This is a genomic window from Variovorax sp. PAMC28562, assembly GCF_014303735.1.
Taxonomy (GTDB): Bacteria; Pseudomonadota; Gammaproteobacteria; order Burkholderiales; family Burkholderiaceae_C; genus Variovorax.
Window position 1 is genome coordinate 2,683,479 of record NZ_CP060296.1, and the last position, 18,370, is coordinate 2,701,848.

At 65.5% G+C, this 18,370-nt stretch carries 16 protein-coding genes; 6 read left to right on the forward strand and 10 right to left on the reverse strand.

Features of this window, described 5'->3' with window-relative positions; genetic code table 11:
• Positions 1-8 precede the first annotated feature (8 nt).
• The gene (locus tag H7F36_RS12680; RefSeq protein WP_261802266.1) at positions 9-698 is read right to left on the reverse strand and encodes a c-type cytochrome; all 690 of its coding nucleotides are present in this window, start codon (positions 696-698) and stop codon (positions 9-11) included.
• Between the two features lie 104 nt (positions 699-802).
• Here H7F36_RS12680 and H7F36_RS12685 point away from each other — a divergent pair, with 104 nt between their 5' ends.
• Complete coding sequence (locus tag H7F36_RS12685; RefSeq protein ID WP_187051154.1) at positions 803-1,459, forward strand: DUF1345 domain-containing protein; 657 nt, start codon at positions 803-805, stop codon at positions 1,457-1,459.
• Here H7F36_RS12685 and H7F36_RS12690 read toward each other — a convergent pair.
• Genes H7F36_RS12690 through H7F36_RS12700 form a run of 3 tightly spaced genes read right to left on the reverse strand, consistent with a single transcriptional unit; the run spans position 1,456 to position 4,522 of the window.
• Entirely contained in the window at positions 1,456-2,403 is a 948-nt protein-coding gene (locus H7F36_RS12690) for a DMT family transporter (protein ID WP_187051155.1), read from the reverse strand. The genes H7F36_RS12685 and H7F36_RS12690 overlap by 4 nt on opposite strands.
• Positions 2,400-2,897: a methylated-DNA--[protein]-cysteine S-methyltransferase gene (locus tag H7F36_RS12695; RefSeq protein WP_187051156.1), complete on the reverse strand. Its 498-nt coding sequence runs from the start codon at positions 2,895-2,897 to the stop codon at positions 2,400-2,402. The genes H7F36_RS12690 and H7F36_RS12695 overlap by 4 nt, the downstream gene beginning before the upstream one ends.
• Positions 2,894-4,522, reverse strand: coding sequence for a DNA-3-methyladenine glycosylase 2 family protein (locus H7F36_RS12700; RefSeq protein WP_187051157.1), 1,629 nt, complete (start codon positions 4,520-4,522; stop codon positions 2,894-2,896). The genes H7F36_RS12695 and H7F36_RS12700 overlap by 4 nt, the downstream gene beginning before the upstream one ends.
• 82 nt (positions 4,523-4,604) lie before the next feature.
• On the opposite strand from H7F36_RS12700, the gene H7F36_RS12705 reads away from it, so the two are divergent.
• Positions 4,605-5,987 (forward strand): phosphomannomutase/phosphoglucomutase, encoded by a 1,383-nt coding sequence (locus tag H7F36_RS12705; RefSeq protein ID WP_187051158.1) that lies wholly within the window; start codon positions 4,605-4,607, stop codon positions 5,985-5,987.
• Positions 5,988-6,007: 20 nt separating this feature from the next.
• Positions 6,008-7,396: a 3-deoxy-D-manno-octulosonic acid transferase gene (locus H7F36_RS12710; protein WP_187051159.1), complete on the forward strand. Its 1,389-nt coding sequence runs from the start codon at positions 6,008-6,010 to the stop codon at positions 7,394-7,396.
• On the opposite strand, the gene H7F36_RS12715 is transcribed toward H7F36_RS12710, so the two are convergent.
• From H7F36_RS12715 to H7F36_RS12740, 6 genes are read right to left on the reverse strand one after another with little or no spacing between them, the layout of a single operon-like run.
• Complete coding sequence (locus tag H7F36_RS12715) at positions 7,377-8,909, reverse strand: TolC family outer membrane protein (RefSeq protein ID WP_187051160.1); 1,533 nt, start codon at positions 8,907-8,909, stop codon at positions 7,377-7,379. The genes H7F36_RS12710 and H7F36_RS12715 overlap by 20 nt on opposite strands.
• Positions 8,910-8,930: 21 nt before the next feature.
• Positions 8,931-9,269 carry a rhodanese-like domain-containing protein gene (locus tag H7F36_RS12720; RefSeq protein ID WP_187051161.1) on the reverse strand — a complete coding sequence of 113 codons (339 nt, stop codon included), beginning with the start codon at positions 9,267-9,269 and terminating at the stop codon, positions 8,931-8,933.
• A gap of 22 nt (positions 9,270-9,291) precedes the next feature.
• A complete protein-coding gene (locus H7F36_RS12725; RefSeq protein ID WP_187054963.1) occupies positions 9,292-9,969 on the reverse strand; it encodes a protein-L-isoaspartate O-methyltransferase family protein in 678 nt (225 codons plus the stop codon).
• A gap of 22 nt (positions 9,970-9,991) precedes the next feature.
• Entirely contained in the window at positions 9,992-13,231 is a 3,240-nt protein-coding gene (locus tag H7F36_RS12730; RefSeq protein WP_187051162.1) for an efflux RND transporter permease subunit, read from the reverse strand.
• A 5-nt stretch (positions 13,232-13,236) separates the two neighbouring features.
• On the reverse strand, positions 13,237-14,388 hold the full coding sequence (locus tag H7F36_RS12735; protein ID WP_187051163.1) for an efflux RND transporter periplasmic adaptor subunit: 1,152 nt from the start codon (positions 14,386-14,388) through the stop codon (positions 13,237-13,239).
• A complete protein-coding gene (locus tag H7F36_RS12740; protein ID WP_187051164.1) occupies positions 14,385-15,062 on the reverse strand; it encodes a TetR/AcrR family transcriptional regulator in 678 nt (225 codons plus the stop codon). Before H7F36_RS12740 ends, H7F36_RS12735 begins: the two co-directional genes overlap by 4 nt.
• 87 nt (positions 15,063-15,149) lie before the next feature.
• On the opposite strand from H7F36_RS12740, the gene msrA reads away from it, so the two are divergent.
• From msrA to H7F36_RS12755, 3 genes are all read left to right on the forward strand, one after another.
• A complete protein-coding gene (gene msrA / locus H7F36_RS12745; RefSeq protein ID WP_187054964.1) occupies positions 15,150-15,710 on the forward strand; it encodes a peptide-methionine (S)-S-oxide reductase MsrA in 561 nt (186 codons plus the stop codon).
• A gap of 31 nt (positions 15,711-15,741) precedes the next feature.
• On the forward strand, positions 15,742-16,176 hold the full coding sequence (locus H7F36_RS12750) for a hypothetical protein (RefSeq protein ID WP_187051165.1): 435 nt from the start codon (positions 15,742-15,744) through the stop codon (positions 16,174-16,176).
• A 90-nt stretch (positions 16,177-16,266) separates the two neighbouring features.
• On the forward strand, positions 16,267-18,369 hold the full coding sequence (locus H7F36_RS12755; protein ID WP_187051166.1) for a TonB-dependent receptor: 2,103 nt from the start codon (positions 16,267-16,269) through the stop codon (positions 18,367-18,369).
• Position 18,370 lies beyond the last annotated feature (1 nt).

Sequence of the window (18,370 nt, forward strand, 5' to 3'; positions counted from 1 at the left end):
GTCGTTGCTCATGGCGTCATCCCGCTGCAAGCCATCGGTGCCGGGCCGGGCAACGACGCTGCGGGCCGGGCATCGACCGGCACCGGCTGCAATGCAAGCCAGCCAGCCACTGCGTTGATGTCGCTACTCGTCAGCTTGCTGCCCACCTGCGCCATGCAGTCCGGCGCGAGCGCATGGCGCTCGCCGGTCAGCCACGAACCGAGTTGCGACGACAGGTACAAGCGCGGTAGCCCGACCAGTCCGGGGATGGCTGGCAGCACGCCGGTGAGGGCGGTGCCATGGCATGCCGCGCATGCAGGGATGCCACGACTCCGATCGCCGTCGACGACGAGCGCCTTGCCGCGCCGCAGCATCTCGGGCGTAACGTCGCTCGTCGTCGCAACGGGCGGATAGGGCAGATCGAGGCCGGCGAAGTATTCGGCAATCTCGAGCAGATACGGATCGGACAGATGTTGAACCATGTAGGCCATGTCGGAGTTGAAGCGGCGACCGTCACGAAAGCTGCGGAGCTGGTTGAAGAGGTAGCCGGCCGGCTTGCCCGAAAGGCGCGGAAAAAAGGCCGTGTTGCCGGTGGCGCCTTCGCGACCATGGCAGGCGATGCAGGCGGCGGCACGTTGCTCGATGGTGTCAGGAACGCGACCGGGCGGTGCGGCAAGGGCCATGTCCGAAAAGGTAACTGAGGCGATAGAGGCAATCATGGCGCTCAAGGTGGGCAGGACCCACCCAACCTTGCGGATACGGACTACGAATGTCATCGAACGATTGTGGCGCCGGCAGCGGTGGCAGCCGATACATTCCTGCTATGCGTAAACATCTCTCATCGACACAGGGCCCGCAACGTCTGCTGTATGGAGGCGTCGTCGGCTTGGTCGTCGGAGCCTTGGCGTGGCCTCTCGACGGCCTTCCGCGAGGACTCGTGGGCTGGTGCAGCGGCGTTTTGGTTTACCTGATGCTGGCTTTTTGGCTGGCCGAAACGTGCGACGCCGAGCACACGCGTGCCCGTGCTCAGTCGCTCGACCAGCCGACCGCGTTGATCCTGACCGCCATGCTTGCAGCGGCGCTGGTCAGCGTCGGTGTCATCGTGATGTTGCTCAAGCAGGTCAAGGGCCTGAGCGATGTCGAGCGGGCCGCGCATGTCGTGCTGGGTGTGGTGTCGCTGGCGCTTTCCTGGCTGATGATCCACACCATCTATGCCTTCCACTATGCGCACCGCTACTACCAGGAAGAAAAGAACAACAAGATCGCCGGCGCCGGCCTCGACTTTCCGGGCAAGCTCGACCCGAACTACTTCGACTTCATGTACTTCTCTTATGTCGTCGGCATGACCTCGCAGGTGTCGGACGTGCAGGTCACGTCGCGCGAGATGCGACACATCACGACGGTGCACAGCCTCCTGTCGTTCGCCTTCAACATGCTGGTGCTCGCGCTCTCCATCAACGTCGTGGCCAGCGCGATTTAAAGCGCCGCCGGCCGCCGCAACTTGACGATGCCGGTGGACAGTGCCACGCCGCAAACGATCACGGCAGCGCAAATAAGCATCCATTGCGTGATGCGCTCGTCGAGGAAAACGGTGCCGTAGAGCACCGCGAACACCGGCACCAGAAAGGTCACCGTGAGCGCGCGGGCCGGGCCGGCGCGTTCGATCAGACGAAAGAACAGGATGTACGCGAGCCCCGTGCAGGCGACGCCCAACGCGATCAGCGCGAGCCACGCGCGGCTGCTGGGCATCTGCGCGGGCCAGAGCCACAGCGCCGGCAACGCGAGCACGATCGTGGCGCCGATCTGGCTGCCGGTGGCAGTCGCCAAAGGCGGAATGCCTCCGAGAAAACGACGCGAGGCGCTGGCCGAAATGCCGTAGCTCATGCAAGCGCCCAGGCAAGCCAGCACGGCCCACATGGCATCGTGGCCGTCGGCGCTGGAATGCAGCCCGGCGCTGCGGCTCGCCAACATTGCGACGCCCGCGAATCCGATCATGAGGCCCAGGATGCGTGAGCCATCGGGCCGGTCCTTGAACCAGGCCCACGCCACCAGCGCGCCGAACATCGGCACCGTCGCGTTGAGCACGGCAGCAAGCCCGGTGTTGATAGTGAGCAGCGCAAAGCAGAAGAGCGCGAACGGAATGCCCGAGTTGAAAACACCGATCAGCATCGTCGCTTTCCAGTGGCGTGCCAGCGTCGGTCCGTGGCCTCTCACCAGCAACAGCGGCAGCAGAAACAGTGCTGCGATGCCCACGCGCACGGCGGCCGCAGGCAAGGCCCCGAACTCCGGCGCGGCAATGCGCATGAACAGAAACGACGCTCCCCAAAGCGCACCGAGCAACACCAGATCGATCAGCCAGCGGCGCGGGTTTGGTTCGACCGCTGCGCCCGCGACGCCCGCGACGCCCTTTACCGCACCACTCACAAGGCGCCTTCGAGTTCGAGCAGCGCTGTCTTGCGTTCGAGCCCGCCTGCATAGCCCGTGAGCGAACCGTCTTTGCCGACCACGCGATGGCACGGCACGATCACGCTGATCGGGTTGCGCCCCACGGCTGCGCCCACTGCGCGCACAGCGGCCGGCTTGCCGACACCGGCACTCAGCGCGCCGTAGCTGGTCGTCGCGCCCGAAGGAATCGCAAGCAGCGCCTGCCATACGCTCTGCTGGAACGCCGTGCCGTGCGACAGGTCGAGCGGCAGGTCGAAGCGCTGCCGATTGCCATCGAAGTAGTCGCGCAGTTGCGCGGCTGCCTCGCGCAGCACCGGATGCGCGTCGTTCGACTGCCAGCCCGCGGTGTCGGGCGAGTGCTTTTGATGATCGAACCATGCCCCCGCCAAACCCTCGTCGGTGGCGGCCAGCGTGACGCCGCCGAGGCGGCTGTCGATGTGCGTCGTGTAGATGGTTGCGGTCTTGAATTTCATGGTGTCTCAGGCGATGGTGCCTGTCCTCGTCGTTGGTTCTTGTATTGCCTTGGCTGTAGCGAATGTGGCGGATGTAGCCGAGTCGTAATGCCCGGCGCTGCGCTCGCGGGCAGCGTGTGCCAGGCGCGCAGCACCGCGTAGCCGCGCCATGGCCGCCAGGCTTGGGATGCCTCCGCTGCAGCGCGCGCGGTCGTCACGCCGAGCGCCTTTTGCAGCGCGACGTCGCCAGCCGGAAACGCGTCGGGCCACCGCAATGCGCGCATCGCGATGTACTGCGCCGTCCAGTCGCCAATGCCGGGCAAAGCCTGCAAGGCGACGAGCGTCGACGGCACATCGGCGCCCGCGTGCAGTGCCAGCCGGCCTTCGATGACTTCGCGCGCCAGCGCCTGCAAGGCGCCCTGGCGTTGCCGCACGATGCCGAGCTGGCCCAGCGCATCGCCGCTCGCTGCGGCGATCGCAGCCGGTGTCGGAAAGAGCCGGTCGAGCCCGTCGATCGGTGTGGCGATCGGTTCGCCGAAAGCTTGGACCAGCCGCGAGCCGATCGTTCGTGCCGCGGCCACGGTGATCTGCTGCCCGAGCACCGCGCGCACCGCCAACTCGAAGCCGTCGGCCGTGCCCGGCACGCGCATGCCGTCGCCGTCTGGAAAGCTGGCGTGCAGCGCTGCGTTGATGGCGATCGGATCGGCATCGAGATCGAACATCGCACGCACCCGGGCGATGACGATCGGCAGCACCGACGCGAGCGAATCGCCCACCGACAGCATCAACTGCTCGCGCTCGGTGTCGAAGCGCAACTGGAGCCACCCCGCATGGACGCGCGTGCCCTGCTGGACACGCACCGTGCGTGCGAAGCGCGCGCCATCGCCGGCGCCCGACACCGCCTCGACACCGCGCAGTGCGCGGCGCTCGAAGAAGCCGATCATCGCCGCGGTGTCGTACGGCGGTCGGTAACCGAGTCGCACTTCGATAGGCTGGCCTTCGCGGGCCTCGGCGTTGCCGCCGGCACGCCGCAAGGCGCTCGGGTTCAGGCCGTAGTGCGCGACGAAAGCATCGTTGAAGCGGCGTACGCTGGCGAAGCCGCTGGCCAGCGCCACCTGTGTCATCGGCAGGCGCGTATCGGCGATGAGTTGCTTGGCAGCCAGCAAGCGCCGCGTCTGCAGATACTGCAACGGCGACACGCCGAACTGCGTCTCGAAGATGCGCCGCAAGTGGCGGTCGCTCACCCCCAGCTTCGCCGCAATCTGTGCCGCGCCGGGGCCGCTGTCATCGTCACCGTGCGACCACGCATCCGGCTCGTCGATGAGGCGCGCTGCCTGCAACGCGAGGATGCGCGACGCATCTTCGGTCGACCAGCTCGCGGCGCGCGGTGCCAGTTCTGGCCGGCAGCGCAGGCAGGGGCGAAACCCTTCGGCCTCGGCTTGCGCGGCATGGCGAAAAAAGCGGCAGTTTTCGCGCCGCGGGGTGCGCACCCGGCAGACTGGCCGGCAGTAGATTCCGGTCGATGTCACTGCGGTATAAAACGAGCCATCGAAGCGTGCGTCGTGCGTCTTCATGGCGAGGTAGCAGGCGTCGTTCTCCAGCGGCGCGCCGTTGGCTGGTGACGGTGGAGCGGTAAGGTTCGACATGGCGCAATCTTAGGGCGATGGCGCCGCACAATCAGCCATTTCCGGACATCTGGCCACGAGGCCTTGTGCCTACAATCTGCTCATGCAAATCAACGCTTCGATCTTCAAGGCCTACGATATTCGTGGCGTGGTTCCTGTCACCCTCGACACCCATGTGGCCGAGGCACTCGGCAAGGCCTTCGGCAGTGCGGCACGCGCTGCCGGCGAAACGACGGTGGCGGTCGGTCGCGACGGTCGTTTGTCGGGGCCCACGCTCGCCGCGGCACTGATCCGCGGCCTGGTGGCGACAGGCGTCGAAGTCATCGACGTCGGTGCGGTCACCACCCCGATGCTTTACTTTGCGGCGCACACGCTGTGCCGCAGCGGCATCCAGGTCACGGGCAGCCACAACCCGAAGGACTACAACGGCTTCAAGATGGTGATGGCCGGCCGCGCGATCTACGGCGACGAGATCCAGGGTCTGCGCAAGACCATCGAGGCCGACAGCGCCACGCTGGCGCCGGGTGGCACCGTTCGCACGGTCGACGTGACCGAGGCCTACACGCAGCGCATCGTCGGCGACATCAAGCTGGCACGCCCAATGAAGATCTTGGTCGATTCGGGCAACGGCATCGCGGGTGCTTCGGCCCCCGCCATTTTCCGCGCGCTCGGCTGCGAAGTGACCGAGCTGTTCAGCGAGGTCGACGGCAATTTTCCCAATCACCACCCGGACCCGAGCAAGCTCGAAAACCTGAACGACCTGATGGCGGCGCTGAAGGCCGGCGATGCCGAGCTCGGCCTCGCGTTCGACGGCGACGGCGACCGCCTGGGCATCGTCACCAAAGACGGCACCAACATCTTTCCCGACCGCCAGATGATGCTGTTCGCGCAGGACGTGCTGTCGCGCGTGCCGGGCGGCACCATTATTTACGACGTCAAGTGTTCGCAGCAGTTGGCTCCGGCCATCGAAGCGGCCGGCGGCGTGCCGATGATCTACAAGACCGGCCATTCGCTGATCAAGGCGAAGATGAAGGAAATCGATTCGCCACTGGGTGGCGAGATGAGCGGCCACATCTTCTTCAAGGAGCGTTGGTTTGGTTTCGACGACGGCACCTACGCCGGCTGCCGCCTGCTTGAAATTCTCAGTAAAAGTCCGGACGCCAATGCGGTGCTCATGGCCTTACCGACCAGCTTCTCCACGCCCGAACTCAACGTTCAGTGCGCCGAAGGCGAGCCGCATCTCTTGGTGGCGCAGCTCGTCAAGACGGCGACCTTCGATGCGCCGGCGAGCGTGTCCACGATCGACGGTTTGCGCGTGGACTGGCCCGATGGCTTTGGCCTCATCCGCGCGTCGAACACGACGCCGGTGCTGGTCATGCGTTTCGAAGGCCATACCGATGCGGCGCTGCACCGCATCCAGAATCAGATGATGGCGCTGCTGAAGACGGTCAAGCCCGACGCCACGCTGGCCGAGGCATCGCACTGAGCGCGCAGACCCTGCGCAACGTGAGGTCGTCGATGCTGCGCCTGTACGGCGCGATGATGCGGCTCGCGCAGCCGATGTTGCGCCGCAAGCTGCGCAAGCGCGCGGTCGCAGAACCCGGATACGCCGTGTCGGTGGAAGAGCGCTTCGGCGTTTATGACGCGGCACTCACGGGCACCGACTGGTGCTGGATCCATGCGGTGTCGCTGGGCGAATCGCGCGCCGCTGGCATCCTGCTCATCGAGCTGCGGCGCCAACATCCCGGCGTGCCGATCCTGCTCACGCACGGCACCGCCACCGGTCGCGAAGAGGGCGCCAAGCTGCTGGAGCCCGGTGACATGCAGGTCTGGTTGCCGTGGGACACGCAGCAGGCCGTCGCCGCCTTTCTCGATCGGTTTCAACCGCGGATCGGCGTGCTGATGGAAACCGAGGTCTGGCCCGAAATGGCCGCGGCTTGCGCCGAGCGCGGCATTCCGCTGGTGCTGGCCAACGCGCGCCTCAATGTCAAATCGCTGGCTTCCGCCGAGCGGCTCGCATGGCTCGCGCGGCCGGCTTACGGCGCGCTCGCAGCGGTGTGGGCGCAGACCGAGGCCGATGCGCATCGGCTGGTGTCGTTGGGCGCCAAGGTCGCCGGCGTGTACGGCAACCTGAAGTTCGACGCAGCGCCCGATCTGCGTCAGCTGGCAGCGGCCGATTCGTTGCGTGACTCGTTGCCGAAACCGATCGTCGTGCTGGCCAGTTCACGGGACGGCGAAGAGCGCATGCTGCTCGAAGTGCTCAAGCGCTTCGGCGCCGCGGTGCCGGTGCCGCCGGCGCAAGCCGCCATCAGTTCCATCGCCAAACGCGTGCACGAGGTGCAATGGATGATCGTGCCGCGCCATCCGCAACGCTTCGACGAGGTGGCGGCATTGATCGAGTCGCAAGGCTTCGGCGTGGCGCGCAGGAGTTCGGCCAGCGCGCCGGCCGATTCCGAAATCTGGCTGGGCGATTCGCTCGGCGAAATGGCGCTGTACTACGGGCTTGCCAGCGTGGCACTGCTCGGCGGCAGTTTCGAGCCGCTGGGCGGGCAGAACCTGATCGAAGCGGCTGCGTGCGGTTGCCCGATCGTCATGGGGCCCTCGACCTTCAACTTTGCCGAAGCAGCCGACCTGGCCTTGTCGGCTGGCGCGGCGCAGCGTGTGCCGGACATGGAGCATGCAGTGATGGCGGCGCTGGGGCTGGTCGGCAATGCGGGCAAGCGAGAAGCGATGGTGGAGGCCGCCATCGCTTTCTCATCGTCCAACCGTGGCGCCGCACAACGTACGGCCGCAGCCGTATTGGCGCTGGTGCAAGACGCGCCGCGGCCGGTGCCTGTGTCGGGCACCGCGCCTCTCGAGCGCACTGAACCCGGGTTCAGCGACCCGGCGGATTGATCACTGGCGGCGCCGGCGGTGCGGTCGGCATCACCGGAGGTGTCGGATTGAACGGCTGGATCTGCACCGGAGGCACCACGATCGATGGCGTGGGCGCGACAGGCACGGGGCTCTGCGTCGCAGCCGAGGGAGCCGTCGGCGAAGCGTTGGCCGCCGCGCTGCCCGGCGCCGCCAGCGTCGAGTTGATCGCCTGAAGATCGTCCGCCTTCAACGTGCCGTTGGCCTGTCGCAATTTCAAGTTGCCCAGCAGCACGTTGTAGCGCGCTTGCGCGAGGTCGCGCTTGGTCTGGTAGAGCTGGCTCTGCGAATTCAACACGTCGATGTTGATGCGCACGCCCACCTGGTATCCCAGCCGGTTCGCATCGAGCGCGCTCTGGCTCGACGACTCCGCTGCTTCCAGCGCTTTGACCTGGCCCGCGCCCGACACCAGCCCCAGGTAGGCCGAGCGCGTTGCCTGCGTCACGCTGCGGCGGGTCGATTCGAGTTGCTGCTTCGATTGCTCCTCCAGCGCCAGCGTTTCCTTGATGCGGTTTTCGGTTGCGAACCCGGCAAAGAGCGGCAGGTTGAACACCACGCCGATGGTCGCTGCGTTGATGCGCGTGCCGACCGTGCTGGTGCTCGTGCCGCTCGGGTTGCGCGTCACGTTGTAGCCGAGGTTGGCGTCGAGCGTCGGCTTGTGACCGGCTTCGGCCTTCTGTACTTCGAGACTCGCGACATCGAGCCCGAGCCGTGCCTGGCGAATGGACGGGTGCATGTCTTCGGCCTGCAAGACCCATGCGTTGATGTCGGCCGGCAGCGCCGTCGGCAACACGACAGGCGCAGCCAGCGGCGTCGGCGCGCTGCCCGGGCGCCCGACCAGCTGGTCGAGCACGATCTTCTTCACTTGCAAGTCGTTCTCGGCAGCGATCTCCTGCGCGATGACCAGGTCGTAGCGGGCCTGCGCTTCGCGCGAGTCGGTGATGGTCGAGGTGCCGACTTCGAAGTTGCGCTTGGCCGATGCGAGTTGCTCGGCGACGGCCACCTTTTGCGCCCGCACCAGCGCCAGGCTGTCTTGGCTGGCCAGCACGTCGAAGTACGCCTGGCTCACGCGCACGATCAGGTCCTGATCGGCCGTGGTGAGCACGGCCTGCGCGATATCGGCTTGCCGCAGGCCCTGTTCGTAGGTGGCCCAGTTGGCCGGCCGGTAGATCGGCTGCGTTGCGTTGATGCCGACGTTCTGCGTGTTGTAGTCGCGAGCCACAGAGCCCTGCGTGCCGGCCAGCACGTTGATGCCGAGATCGGTGCGGCCTGCCCCTGCCGTCAACCCCACCGCCGGCAGGATGCCGGCCTTGGCCTGTGCCGCGCGCGCCAAGCTGGCGTCGTATTGCGCACGTGCACCCTGGTAGGTTGCGTCGTAGCCGCGTGCGGCGTCGAAAAGCTCGATCAAACTCTGGCTGTGTGCCGACGGTACGACCGCGGCAAAGAACGTTGCCAGCGCGGCAGGAAGTGGGAGAAGCCGGGGCCAGAAGGGCATTGAAGAGTCCTTGAAGAAAAATCAGTAGCGCGGCACTGCAGCGTCGTGCTGGGCCGACCAGGCGTCGATACCACCTGCCACGTTGGCCACCTCGGCAAGGCCGTTCTGGCTCAGGAAGGCGGCTACCCGTTGGCTGCGTGCACCGTGATGGCAGAGGCATGCGATGCGCTGGCCTTCGTCGAGTTCAGCCAGGCGCGCGGGCACTTCGTTCATCGGGATCGCCAAGAGCGTGAAGCCTTGCGGCGCGACGCTCGCGGTTTGCAGTTCCCAGGGCTCGCGCACGTCGAGCAATACCGGCGTTGCGTCAGCGTTCTGCGCGAACCATGCAGCGAGATCGGAGGGGCGGACCTGGTCGATCATTGGTCGGTCGCTTCGGTCGGGTTCAGAAAGAAAAGCGCGAAGGTTCGGGAAAGTTGAGCAGGCGTGGTGCCACGGTGTCCCACGGCTGTGTCGTTTCCCACTTTCCTTCGCTCACGCGGGTGGCGAAATGGGCACGCATCATCGGCTCGTCGCCGACGATGGCTGCTATGCGGCCGCCGACCTTGAGCGAGCCCAGCAGGTTCTGCGGCATGCGGGCCACCGATCCGCTCAGCACGATCACGTCGAAGCTCGGGCCGCTCGGCAGCGGTTTCGATCCATCCGTATGACGCACTTCGACATTGGTGATGCCGTTGCGAGCCAGCGTCGTCTTGGCGGCTTCGGCCAGCTCGCCATCGATCTCGAGCGTCAGCACTTGCGCAGCGCGGTGGGCCAGCAGCGCGGCCATGAAGCCGGAACCGGTGCCGATCTCCAGCACCGACTCGTGCTTTTGAACGTGCAGGTCTTGCAGCATGCGGGCTTCGACCTTCGGCGACAGCATGAACTGGCCGGCTATGGAGCCGTCCCGCAGCGGGATCTCCATGTCGAAAAAGGCGAGGGCGCGGTGCGCTCGCGGCACATAGTCTTCACGCCGGATCGTGGCGAGCAGGTCGAGGATTTCGAGGTCGAGCACGTCCCAGGGGCGGATCTGCTGCTCGATCATGTTGAAGCGCAAGCGTTCCTGCGTCTGGGTGGGGTTCATCATCTGTTTTTTCCTTGAGGGATCAGGGCAAACCCTCGATTTTAGGTGGCGTGGCTGGCAGGGCCGGTGTCGTCTTTGTCGATTTGTCCGCTACCGTGCCGCTCCAGCGGCGGCGCGCCCAGGCGGCAAGGTCGTCCATGTAGCAGTACACGACCGGCACCACCACCAAAGTGAGCAGCGACGAGGTGATGACGCCACCGATCACGGCCTGGCCCATCGGCGCGCGCTGCTCCGAGCCTTCGCTGATCGCGAAGGCCAGCGGCACCATGCCGAAGATCATGGCCAGCGTGGTCATGAGGATGGGCCGCAACCGAACCCGGGCGGCCAGCAGCAATGCTTCTGCGCGCTCCAGGCCGGGCACTTCATGGCCTTCGGCATCGACGCCCGGCTCGCGCGAGCGGATCGCGAAGTCCACCAGCAAAATCGCGTTCTTGGTGACGAGCCCCATCAGCATCACGATGCCGATGATCGAGAACATCGACAGCGTCGAGTGGAACGTCAGCAACGCCAGCACCACGCCGATGAGCGTGAGCGGCAGGGCGGTCATCAGCGCCAGCGGCTGCAAGAAGCTCTTGAACTGGCTCGCCAGGATCATGTAGATGAAGATGATCGCGAGCGCCAGCGCAGACACGGCATAGGAGAACGACTCCTGCATGTTCTTGGTCGCGCCGCTGAACTGCCAGCCGTAGCCCGGTGGGAAAGCGATGCCCGCCAGCGCGGCCTTGACGTCGTTCGACACCTCGCCGGCCGAGCGGCCGTCGGTGTTCGCGTTGACGCTCACCTCGCGCGCCAGTGCACGGCGGTTGATCTGGTTCGGCCCGGTCGATTCGCGCACGTCGGCGACCTGGTTGAGTCGCACGATGCGGCTGGATCCGTCGGCGTTGCTGCCGGCGGCTGCGGTCACGAAAGGCAGGCGCTCAAGATCGGCCGGCGAGTTGCGTACTTCGGGCGCGAGCCGCACGTTGACGTCGTAGGTCTGGTCGTCCGGCGCGCGCCAGTTGCCGACCGTCGTGCCGGCCACCAGCGTGCGCAGCGCGCTGGCGATCGGTGCCACGCCCAGGCCCAGGTCGGACGCCGCATCGCGCCGCACCACCACGCTCACCGTCGGCTTGTTCGGCTTCTGGCTGGAGTCGAGATCGACCAGGCCGGGGACGGTGCGGATGCGCTCCATCACGGTCTGGCTCAGGCGCGTGAGCTCCTGCAAGTCCGGCCCTTGCAACGAGAACTCGACTGCCTTGTTGCCGCCGACCGAATCGCGCAGCCCCACGTGCGTGACCGTCATGCCCGGCACCGTGCTCAGGCGTTGACGCAGCACCGCCGACATCTGGTCGACGCTGCGGCTGCGCGCTTTGCGGTCGACCAGCCGCACGTAGATGCTGGCGTACATCTTTCCTTGTGCGTCGCCGGTGTTGATGGTCGAGAGTGTGTAGCGCACTTCGGGCATCTCGCGCAGGATGCCTTCGACCTGTCGTGCCTTGGCTTCGGTCACTTCGAGCGAGGAGCCGACCGGCGTGTAGAACGCGATCGCGGTTTCGGAGAAGTCGGCCTTGGGCACGAACTCGGTGCCGAGCAACGGCACCATGAAGATGCTGCCGACGAAGATGCCGAGCGCGATCAGCAGGGTGGTGAGCTTGTGCCCGAGCGACCACCGCAAGATGCTCTGGTAGCCCTCGGCCAGGCGCTCGGTCGATCGATCGAACCAGCCGGTGACACGGCCGATGGTGCGGTCGTAGAAAGTCACTGGCGGGCCGCGCCGGCCCTGCTTGTCGATGGACGGGTCGTGCCAGATGCTCGACAGCATCGGATCGAGCGTGAAACTCACGAACATCGAGATCAGCACCGCCGCCACGATCGTGATGCCGAACTCATGGAAGAACTTGCCGATGATCCCACCCATGAAGCCGATCGGCAGGAATACGGCGACGATCGACAGCGTAGTGGCCAGCACCGCGAGCCCGATTTCCTGCGTGCCGTCGAGCGCCGCCCGGAACGGTGTCTTGCCCATCTGTACGTGCCGCACGATGTTCTCGCGCACCACGATCGCATCGTCGATCAGCAGGCCGACGCAGAGCGACAGCGCCATCAACGTGATCATGTTGATGGTGAAGCCGAACATCGCCATGAACCAGAAAGTGCCGATCAACGCGATGGGCAAGGTGAGCCCGGTGATCACCGTCGAGCGCCACGAGTTCAAAAACAAAAAGACAATGAGCACGGTGAGCAACGCACCTTCGATCAGCGTCTGCCGCACGTTCTGGACCGCGACGCGAATCGGCCGCGAGGCGTCGCCGATGGGTTCTAGCTTGATGCCGGGCGGCAACTGCGGCTGGATCTCGGCAATGGCTTTAACGAGGCCGTCCACCACGCCGATGGTGTTCTCGTCCTGCGCCTTTTGCACCGACAGCAGCAGTGTGCGCTGGCCGTTGTACAGCGCGAGGCTGTCGATCTCCTGTGCACCGTCGCTCACCCGTGCGACCTGGTCGATGCGGATCGGCGCACCGCCCTTGCGCATCACGATGATCTTGCCGAAGTCTTCGGGCCGCTCCATGCGCGCGTCGATCTGCACCACGCGGTCTTGCTCGAGCGAACGCACCGAGCCGACCGGCAGCGCCTGGTTCTCGTTCCTCACCGCGTTGACGACTTGCTCGGTGCTGACGCCGAAAGCCTCCATCGCCTGCGGATTGAGATAGAGGTTGATCTCGCGCTTGGTCCCGCCAACGAGCGTGACCGAGCCGACGCCGCGCACGTTCTCCAGCCGCTTCTTCAATACCTGATCGGCCCAATTGGTGAGTTCGACAGCGCTGGGTTGCTTTGCGGTTGCGCCGTCCGGCAACACCGCGACCGACCACACCGCACGCGACGCCGGGTCGAAGCGCAGCACGCGCGGGTCTTTCACTTCATCGCGAAACAGCGGCCGCACCGCCGCCACCTTTTCGCGCACGTCGTCGGCCGCCTTGCGCCCATCGACGTACAGCTGGAATTCGATGATGACCACCGACATCCCCTCGTAGCTGCGCGAGGTGAGGGCGTTGATGCCGGCGATCGAGTTCACGCCTTCTTCCACCTTCTTGGTGACTTCGCTCTCGACGATTTCAGGCGAGGCGCCGGGATATTCGGTGGTGATCACGACCACCGGAAAGTCGATGTTGGGAAACTGGTCGACCTGCAGTCGCTGGTAGGAAAAGATGCCGAGCACCACCAGCGCGAGCATCAGCATCGTCGCGAAGACGGGGTTCCTGAGGCTGACGCGGGTGAACCACATGTTGGTCAGTTCGGCGCGGTGCCCGACGCCAGGCGAACCAAGGTGCCTTCGCGCAGCGGGCCGATCGTGCCGGCAACAACCAGGGTGCCGTCTTCCACGCCGGTCAACGCCACCATCGTCTGGCGGTCGACCTGGCCGCGCATTCCCGGTTGCACGGCGCGATGCACGATGCGCCCGTCGGCCACCATCTGCACGTACGGGGCCGGCTTGTCGATGCGCACAGCCGACAGTGGCAGCGCGAGCGCCGAACTGCGCCCGACGTCGATGCGGCCCTGTGCGAAGAGGCCCTGCCTGAACCCGGTAGCGCGGTCGAGCCGCAGGTAGACCAGCACACTGCGGCTGCCGGCCTGGGCGCTAGGGTTGACGCGTGCCACCGTGGCCCCCACCGTGCTGTCGGCGCCGGCGGCGTCGAGGCCGCTGCCTTCGATCTGCAACGTCGCGCGCTGACCGACGCGCACCGCGATCGAGTCGGCCGCGGCCAGCGTCGCCTCCACTTCGATATTGCGCAGGTCGACCACCTCGATCACTCGCGCATCGATGGCCACACGCTCTCCGGACTGCACCAGCCGCTGCGCGACCTGCCCTGCGATCGGGCTGCGCAGCACGGTGTCGGTGAGGGACTTGCGGGTGACGTCGACGGCCGCGAGCGCGGCCCGGTGCGTCGAGCGCGCCGCGTTCAGGTTCGATTGCGAGGTGTCGAGCGCCGTCTTCGAGATGAATCCCTGGTCGACCAGCGCCTTGTTGTTGTCGTACGAACGTTGAGCTACCTCGGCCTGCGCGTTGGCCGAGTCGGCCTGCTCCTGGGCTTGCCGCAAGCGCGATTCGTACTCGGTCGGCTCGATGCGGCCGATGATCTGGCCGGCCGTCACCGTATCGCCTTCGCGTACCGTGAGACCGGTCAGTTCGCCGGCAACGCGCGCCTTGACGGCAGCCGAATCGACGGCGCGCAAGGTGCCCGACACGGCAAGCGTCTGCGCCAGTTCGCGGCGTGCGACTCTGACGACATCGGCCGCGGCCAGCTGAACGACAGTCTCCGAAGGCGCCTTCGAGGCGACGGCCACTGTCTGAGCTTTGCGCGCACCGATTGCGCGGAACACGCCGCCCGCGACCAGCACGACGGCGAGCGTGGCAATTCCCCACTTCATGCCGCGTTTCATGGCGCGCTCCGCTGGGTGGCGGAAAGCCCGTGCAACACCGTCTCGGCCTGCAGCGCGATGTACTTTTCAGGGTCGAGCGGCACTTCTCCGTCGATGCAAATGCTGCTCGAGTGCTTGGACAGCATCAGGAAAATCATCGGCGCGACGATGGTGTAGATCGCCAGCCCGACATCGACGGGCGCGAACTCACCGCTGTCGATGCCGCGCTGCAGGATGCGTCGCAGCAAGTCGTGGCCCGGCAGCACGACTTCTCGCCGGTAGAAGGCGGCAAGCTCCGGAAAGTTGTTGCCCTCGCTCACCATGAGCTTGGTCAGGCCCGACGCCTTGGTCGCCCCGACGCGCTCCCACCAGATTCGCATGCAGTAGCGCAACATGTCGGCGGTGCTGCCTTCGAAGGTTTTGAACTCCTGGTTCCACTCGGTGAAGCGGCCTGCGAGGTTCTCGACCACGACCGCTTTGAAGAGCTCTTCCTTGCTTGGAAAATAAAGGAAGAGGGTGCCCTTGGAAACACCGGCACGGGCCGCCACTTCTTCGGATCTCGTTGCGGCAAAGCCCTTTTCGACGAACAGGTCGAGTGCCGCTTCGAGCAGTTCGCCCGGTCGCGCTTCCTTTCGACGCTCGCGCTTGCCCCGAATCGGGCAGATCTTGTCGGTGAAAAAGCGGGGAGCGGGCATCGAGAAATTGCAAATTAACGTTAATGACTAACGGGTTAGTAATGTAGTGACCGTCCTTCAAACCGTCAAGAAGCCACAATGTCATCCATGTCCACCTACATCGATTCATCTACCAACACCGAAACCATCGTGCTGGGAGGCGGCTGCTTCTGGTGCACCGAAGCGGTCTTCGACCGGGTGCAAGGCGTCGTCGATGTCGAATCCGGTTACTGCAACGGCCAGACAATCGCCCCGACTTACGAGCAGGTGTGCTCCGGGCGCACCGGGCATGTCGAAGTCGTCAAGGTCGCATTCGACACGACGCAGATCAGCCTGCACGAAGTCCTGGAGATCTTCTTCGTCATCCACGACCCGACGACGCTGAACCGCCAGGGCAACGATGCCGGCACGCAGTACCGCAGCGGCATTTACTACACGAGCGATGCGCAAAAGCAGGTGGCCGATGGCGTGATCCGCGAGATCGGCGAGAGCAAAACTTACCGCTCGCCATTGGTGACCGAGGTCGAGCCGCTTGCGAACTATTCGACGGCCGAGGCTTACCACCAGGAGTATTTCGTGAACAACCCGAACCAGGGCTACTGCGCTTTCGTGGTTGGCCCCAAAGTCGAGAAGTTCCAGAAGACCTTTGCTTCGAAGGTGAAGGGTTGAGTCTTTCGGCCGAGTTCTGACTTTTATCCCTGTGCATTCACTGCGTCTGTCCCGTTTGCCGCGCCTCGGCGCGAACCCGTTCATCGCCGCCTTGCTGGCGGTAGTGCTTTGGTTCGCGTCGACGATGGGACTCGTGCATGGCGTGGTGCACGTGCCGGGCGTGGCGCAGGCCACTGAGCAGGCAACGAAGGCTTCCACTGCTTCAGCCGTTGCAAGTCAGTCAGTCGCCAAGGCCGTTCGCACCGCGCACGTCACCGGCTTCGCAGCGCTCTTTGCCGATCACACAGACGGCGACGCGCAGTGCCGTTTGTACGACCAGCTTTCCCACGGGCCGGCGGCCATCGCCGTACCCTTGATCGTTCTGCCGTTGGTCTTGCCAACGGCTACTTTCGACTTCTTCCAGGGCGAAGTTCTCGCCCGCTGGGTCGCGCTGTTTCAAGCGCGCGGTCCGCCTTCTTCTCGCTGAATCCCTGCTTTCGGTTCCGGCGGCTGCCGCACGCGTTCAGCGTGCGTGCGCCTGCTGGCTTCCTTTCGATTCAACGAGCTTCTCAATTTCATGACCCCTTCTTTTCGTCGTGGCGCCATCGGCGCCGCCGTGTCTTTGCTTGCCGCCTCGGCAGCCTTTGCCCAATCTGAACCCACCACTGCCGCCACGGGCACCGCGCCCACGCTGCAGGAAATCACCGTCACCGGCAACCCGCTCGGCGCCACCGATTCGATCGCACCCACCGTCTCGCTCAAAGGCGATGCGCTGCTGCTGCGTTCGCAGTCCACGCTCGGCGAAACGCTCGACGGGCTGCCCGGCGTGAGCAGCAGCTACTTCGGCCCCAACGCGAGCCGGCCGATCATCCGTGGCCAGGACGGCGACCGCATCCGCATCCTGCAGAACGGCGGCGGCGCGCCCGATGCGTCGGCTCTGAGCTACGACCATGCGGTGCCGGTCGATGCGCTTGTCACCGACCGCATCGAGGTGCTGCGCGGCCCCTCGGCGCTGCAGTACGGCGGCAGCGCGGTCGGCGGTGTCGTCAACGTCATCGACAACCGCATTCCGACCGAACCTTTCGATGCCGAGGGCAGCTTCGGCGGCCGGGCCGACTTGGGCTATTCGACCGGCAACCGCGAGAAGAACGGCGGCATCGTGCTCGAAGGCGGCAACGACCGCTACGTGTTGCACGTCGACGCCTTCGATCGTGAGTCGGGCGATGTCTCGGTGCCGATCGAACTGCAATGCAGCAAGCCGGGCTCGCCGGGCCTCGCGCGCCGCATCTGCAACTCGGCCAACCAGGCGCACGGCGGCGCCATTGGCGGAACGCTGTTCTTCGACCAGGGCTGGATCGGTGCCTCCGCCAGCACCTACCGCAGCACCTACGGCACCGTCGCCGAAGACGACGTGACCATCGGCATGAAATCGGATCGCTACGCGCTGGAAGGCGAGTGGCGGCCGGGCGGTTTCTTCACCAGCGTGCACGCCAAGCTGAGCCACACCGATTACCGCCACACCGAGTTCGAAGGCGCCGCGGCGGGCACCACCTTTGCCAACAAGAGCAACGACTTCAGGCTCGAAGCCAAGCACCAGAAAATCGGCAACTTTGAAGGGCTGATCGGCTTCAGCAGCGAGAGCAACCGGTTCTCTGCCGATGGTGAAGAGGCCTTTGCGCCGAACAGCCGCACGCGTTCCAACGCCATCTTTCTGCATGAAGAACTGGGCACTTCGTGGGGCCGCCTGAGCTTCGGCGCGCGCACCGAGCAAGTGAAGGTGACGTCGCTGGGCTACCCGGAGGACCCGAGCGTGACGCGCTTCGCGATCGGCGAGCGCGACTTCAACCCGCACAGCGCGGCGCTGGGTGCGCTGGTCAATCTCGCACCGCAGTGGCAACTGACATCGAACCTGGCGTACACCGAGCGTGCACCGAAGGACTACGAGCTCTTCGCCAACGGCCCGCACGTCGCGACCGCCGCATGGGAGGTCGGCGATCCATCGCTCAAGAAGGAGAAGTCGACCGGCCTGGACATCGGTGCGCAGTGGAAGTCGGGCCCGAACACGGCGCGCGTCAATGCATACGTCACGCGCTTCCAGAACTACATCGGCCTGACCTCGACCGGTCGCGAACTCGACGCAGATGGCAACGTATTGGCCTTGCCTGGCTCACCGGATGCGCTCGCCGAGTACGCCTACAACGGCGTGCGTGCGCGATTCACCGGCATCGAGGCCAACGGCAATCTGCGGCTGCTGGGCACGGAGGGTTTTTCGAAGACCACCGACGGCTCGACCCTCGATCTCGAATGGCGTGGTGACCTGGTTCGCGCGATCAATACCGACACCGGCGAGCCCTTGCCGCGCATCGCACCGGTGCGCATCGGTGGCACGCTGGCTTACGGCAATGGGCCGTGGGGCGCACGTTTCGGCTTCGACTACAACGCAGCGCAGCATCGCGTACCGTCGATGGGCGCACGCGAGACCGACGCCTACACCTTGTGGAATGCGGCGCTCACGTACCGCATGAAAGTCGACCGAGCCAGCCTCACCTGGTATGCGCGCCTCGACAACATCACCAACAAGCTGGCGTACAGCGCGACGTCGATCCTGACGACGACGGTGTACCCCAATGCGCCGTTGCCGGGACGGACGTTGAAGGTCGGGTTGCGCGCGACGTTCTGAC

What these genes read in the sequence shown, in the direction of transcription:
- H7F36_RS12680 (WP_261802266.1), bottom strand. Translation starts at nt 698, where the DNA reads ATGATTGCCTCTATCGCCTCAGTTACCTTTTCGGACATGGCCCTTGCC.
- H7F36_RS12685 (WP_187051154.1), top strand. Translation starts at nt 803, where the DNA reads ATGCGTAAACATCTCTCATCGACACAGGGCCCGCAACGTCTGCTGTAT.
- H7F36_RS12695 (WP_187051156.1), bottom strand. Translation starts at nt 2,897, where the DNA reads ATGAAATTCAAGACCGCAACCATCTACACGACGCACATCGACAGCCGC.
- H7F36_RS12700 (WP_187051157.1), bottom strand. Translation starts at nt 4,522, where the DNA reads ATGTCGAACCTTACCGCTCCACCGTCACCAGCCAACGGCGCGCCGCTG.
- H7F36_RS12705 (WP_187051158.1), top strand. Translation starts at nt 4,605, where the DNA reads ATGCAAATCAACGCTTCGATCTTCAAGGCCTACGATATTCGTGGCGTG.
- H7F36_RS12715 (WP_187051160.1), bottom strand. Translation starts at nt 8,909, where the DNA reads ATGCCCTTCTGGCCCCGGCTTCTCCCACTTCCTGCCGCGCTGGCAACG.
- H7F36_RS12720 (WP_187051161.1), bottom strand. Translation starts at nt 9,269, where the DNA reads ATGATCGACCAGGTCCGCCCCTCCGATCTCGCTGCATGGTTCGCGCAG.
- H7F36_RS12725 (WP_187054963.1), bottom strand. Translation starts at nt 9,969, where the DNA reads ATGAACCCCACCCAGACGCAGGAACGCTTGCGCTTCAACATGATCGAG.
- H7F36_RS12730 (WP_187051162.1), bottom strand. Translation starts at nt 13,231, where the DNA reads ATGTGGTTCACCCGCGTCAGCCTCAGGAACCCCGTCTTCGCGACGATG.
- H7F36_RS12735 (WP_187051163.1), bottom strand. Translation starts at nt 14,388, where the DNA reads ATGAAACGCGGCATGAAGTGGGGAATTGCCACGCTCGCCGTCGTGCTG.
- H7F36_RS12740 (WP_187051164.1), bottom strand. Translation starts at nt 15,062, where the DNA reads ATGCCCGCTCCCCGCTTTTTCACCGACAAGATCTGCCCGATTCGGGGC.
- msrA (WP_187054964.1), top strand. Translation starts at nt 15,150, where the DNA reads ATGTCCACCTACATCGATTCATCTACCAACACCGAAACCATCGTGCTG.
- H7F36_RS12755 (WP_187051166.1), top strand. Translation starts at nt 16,267, where the DNA reads ATGACCCCTTCTTTTCGTCGTGGCGCCATCGGCGCCGCCGTGTCTTTG.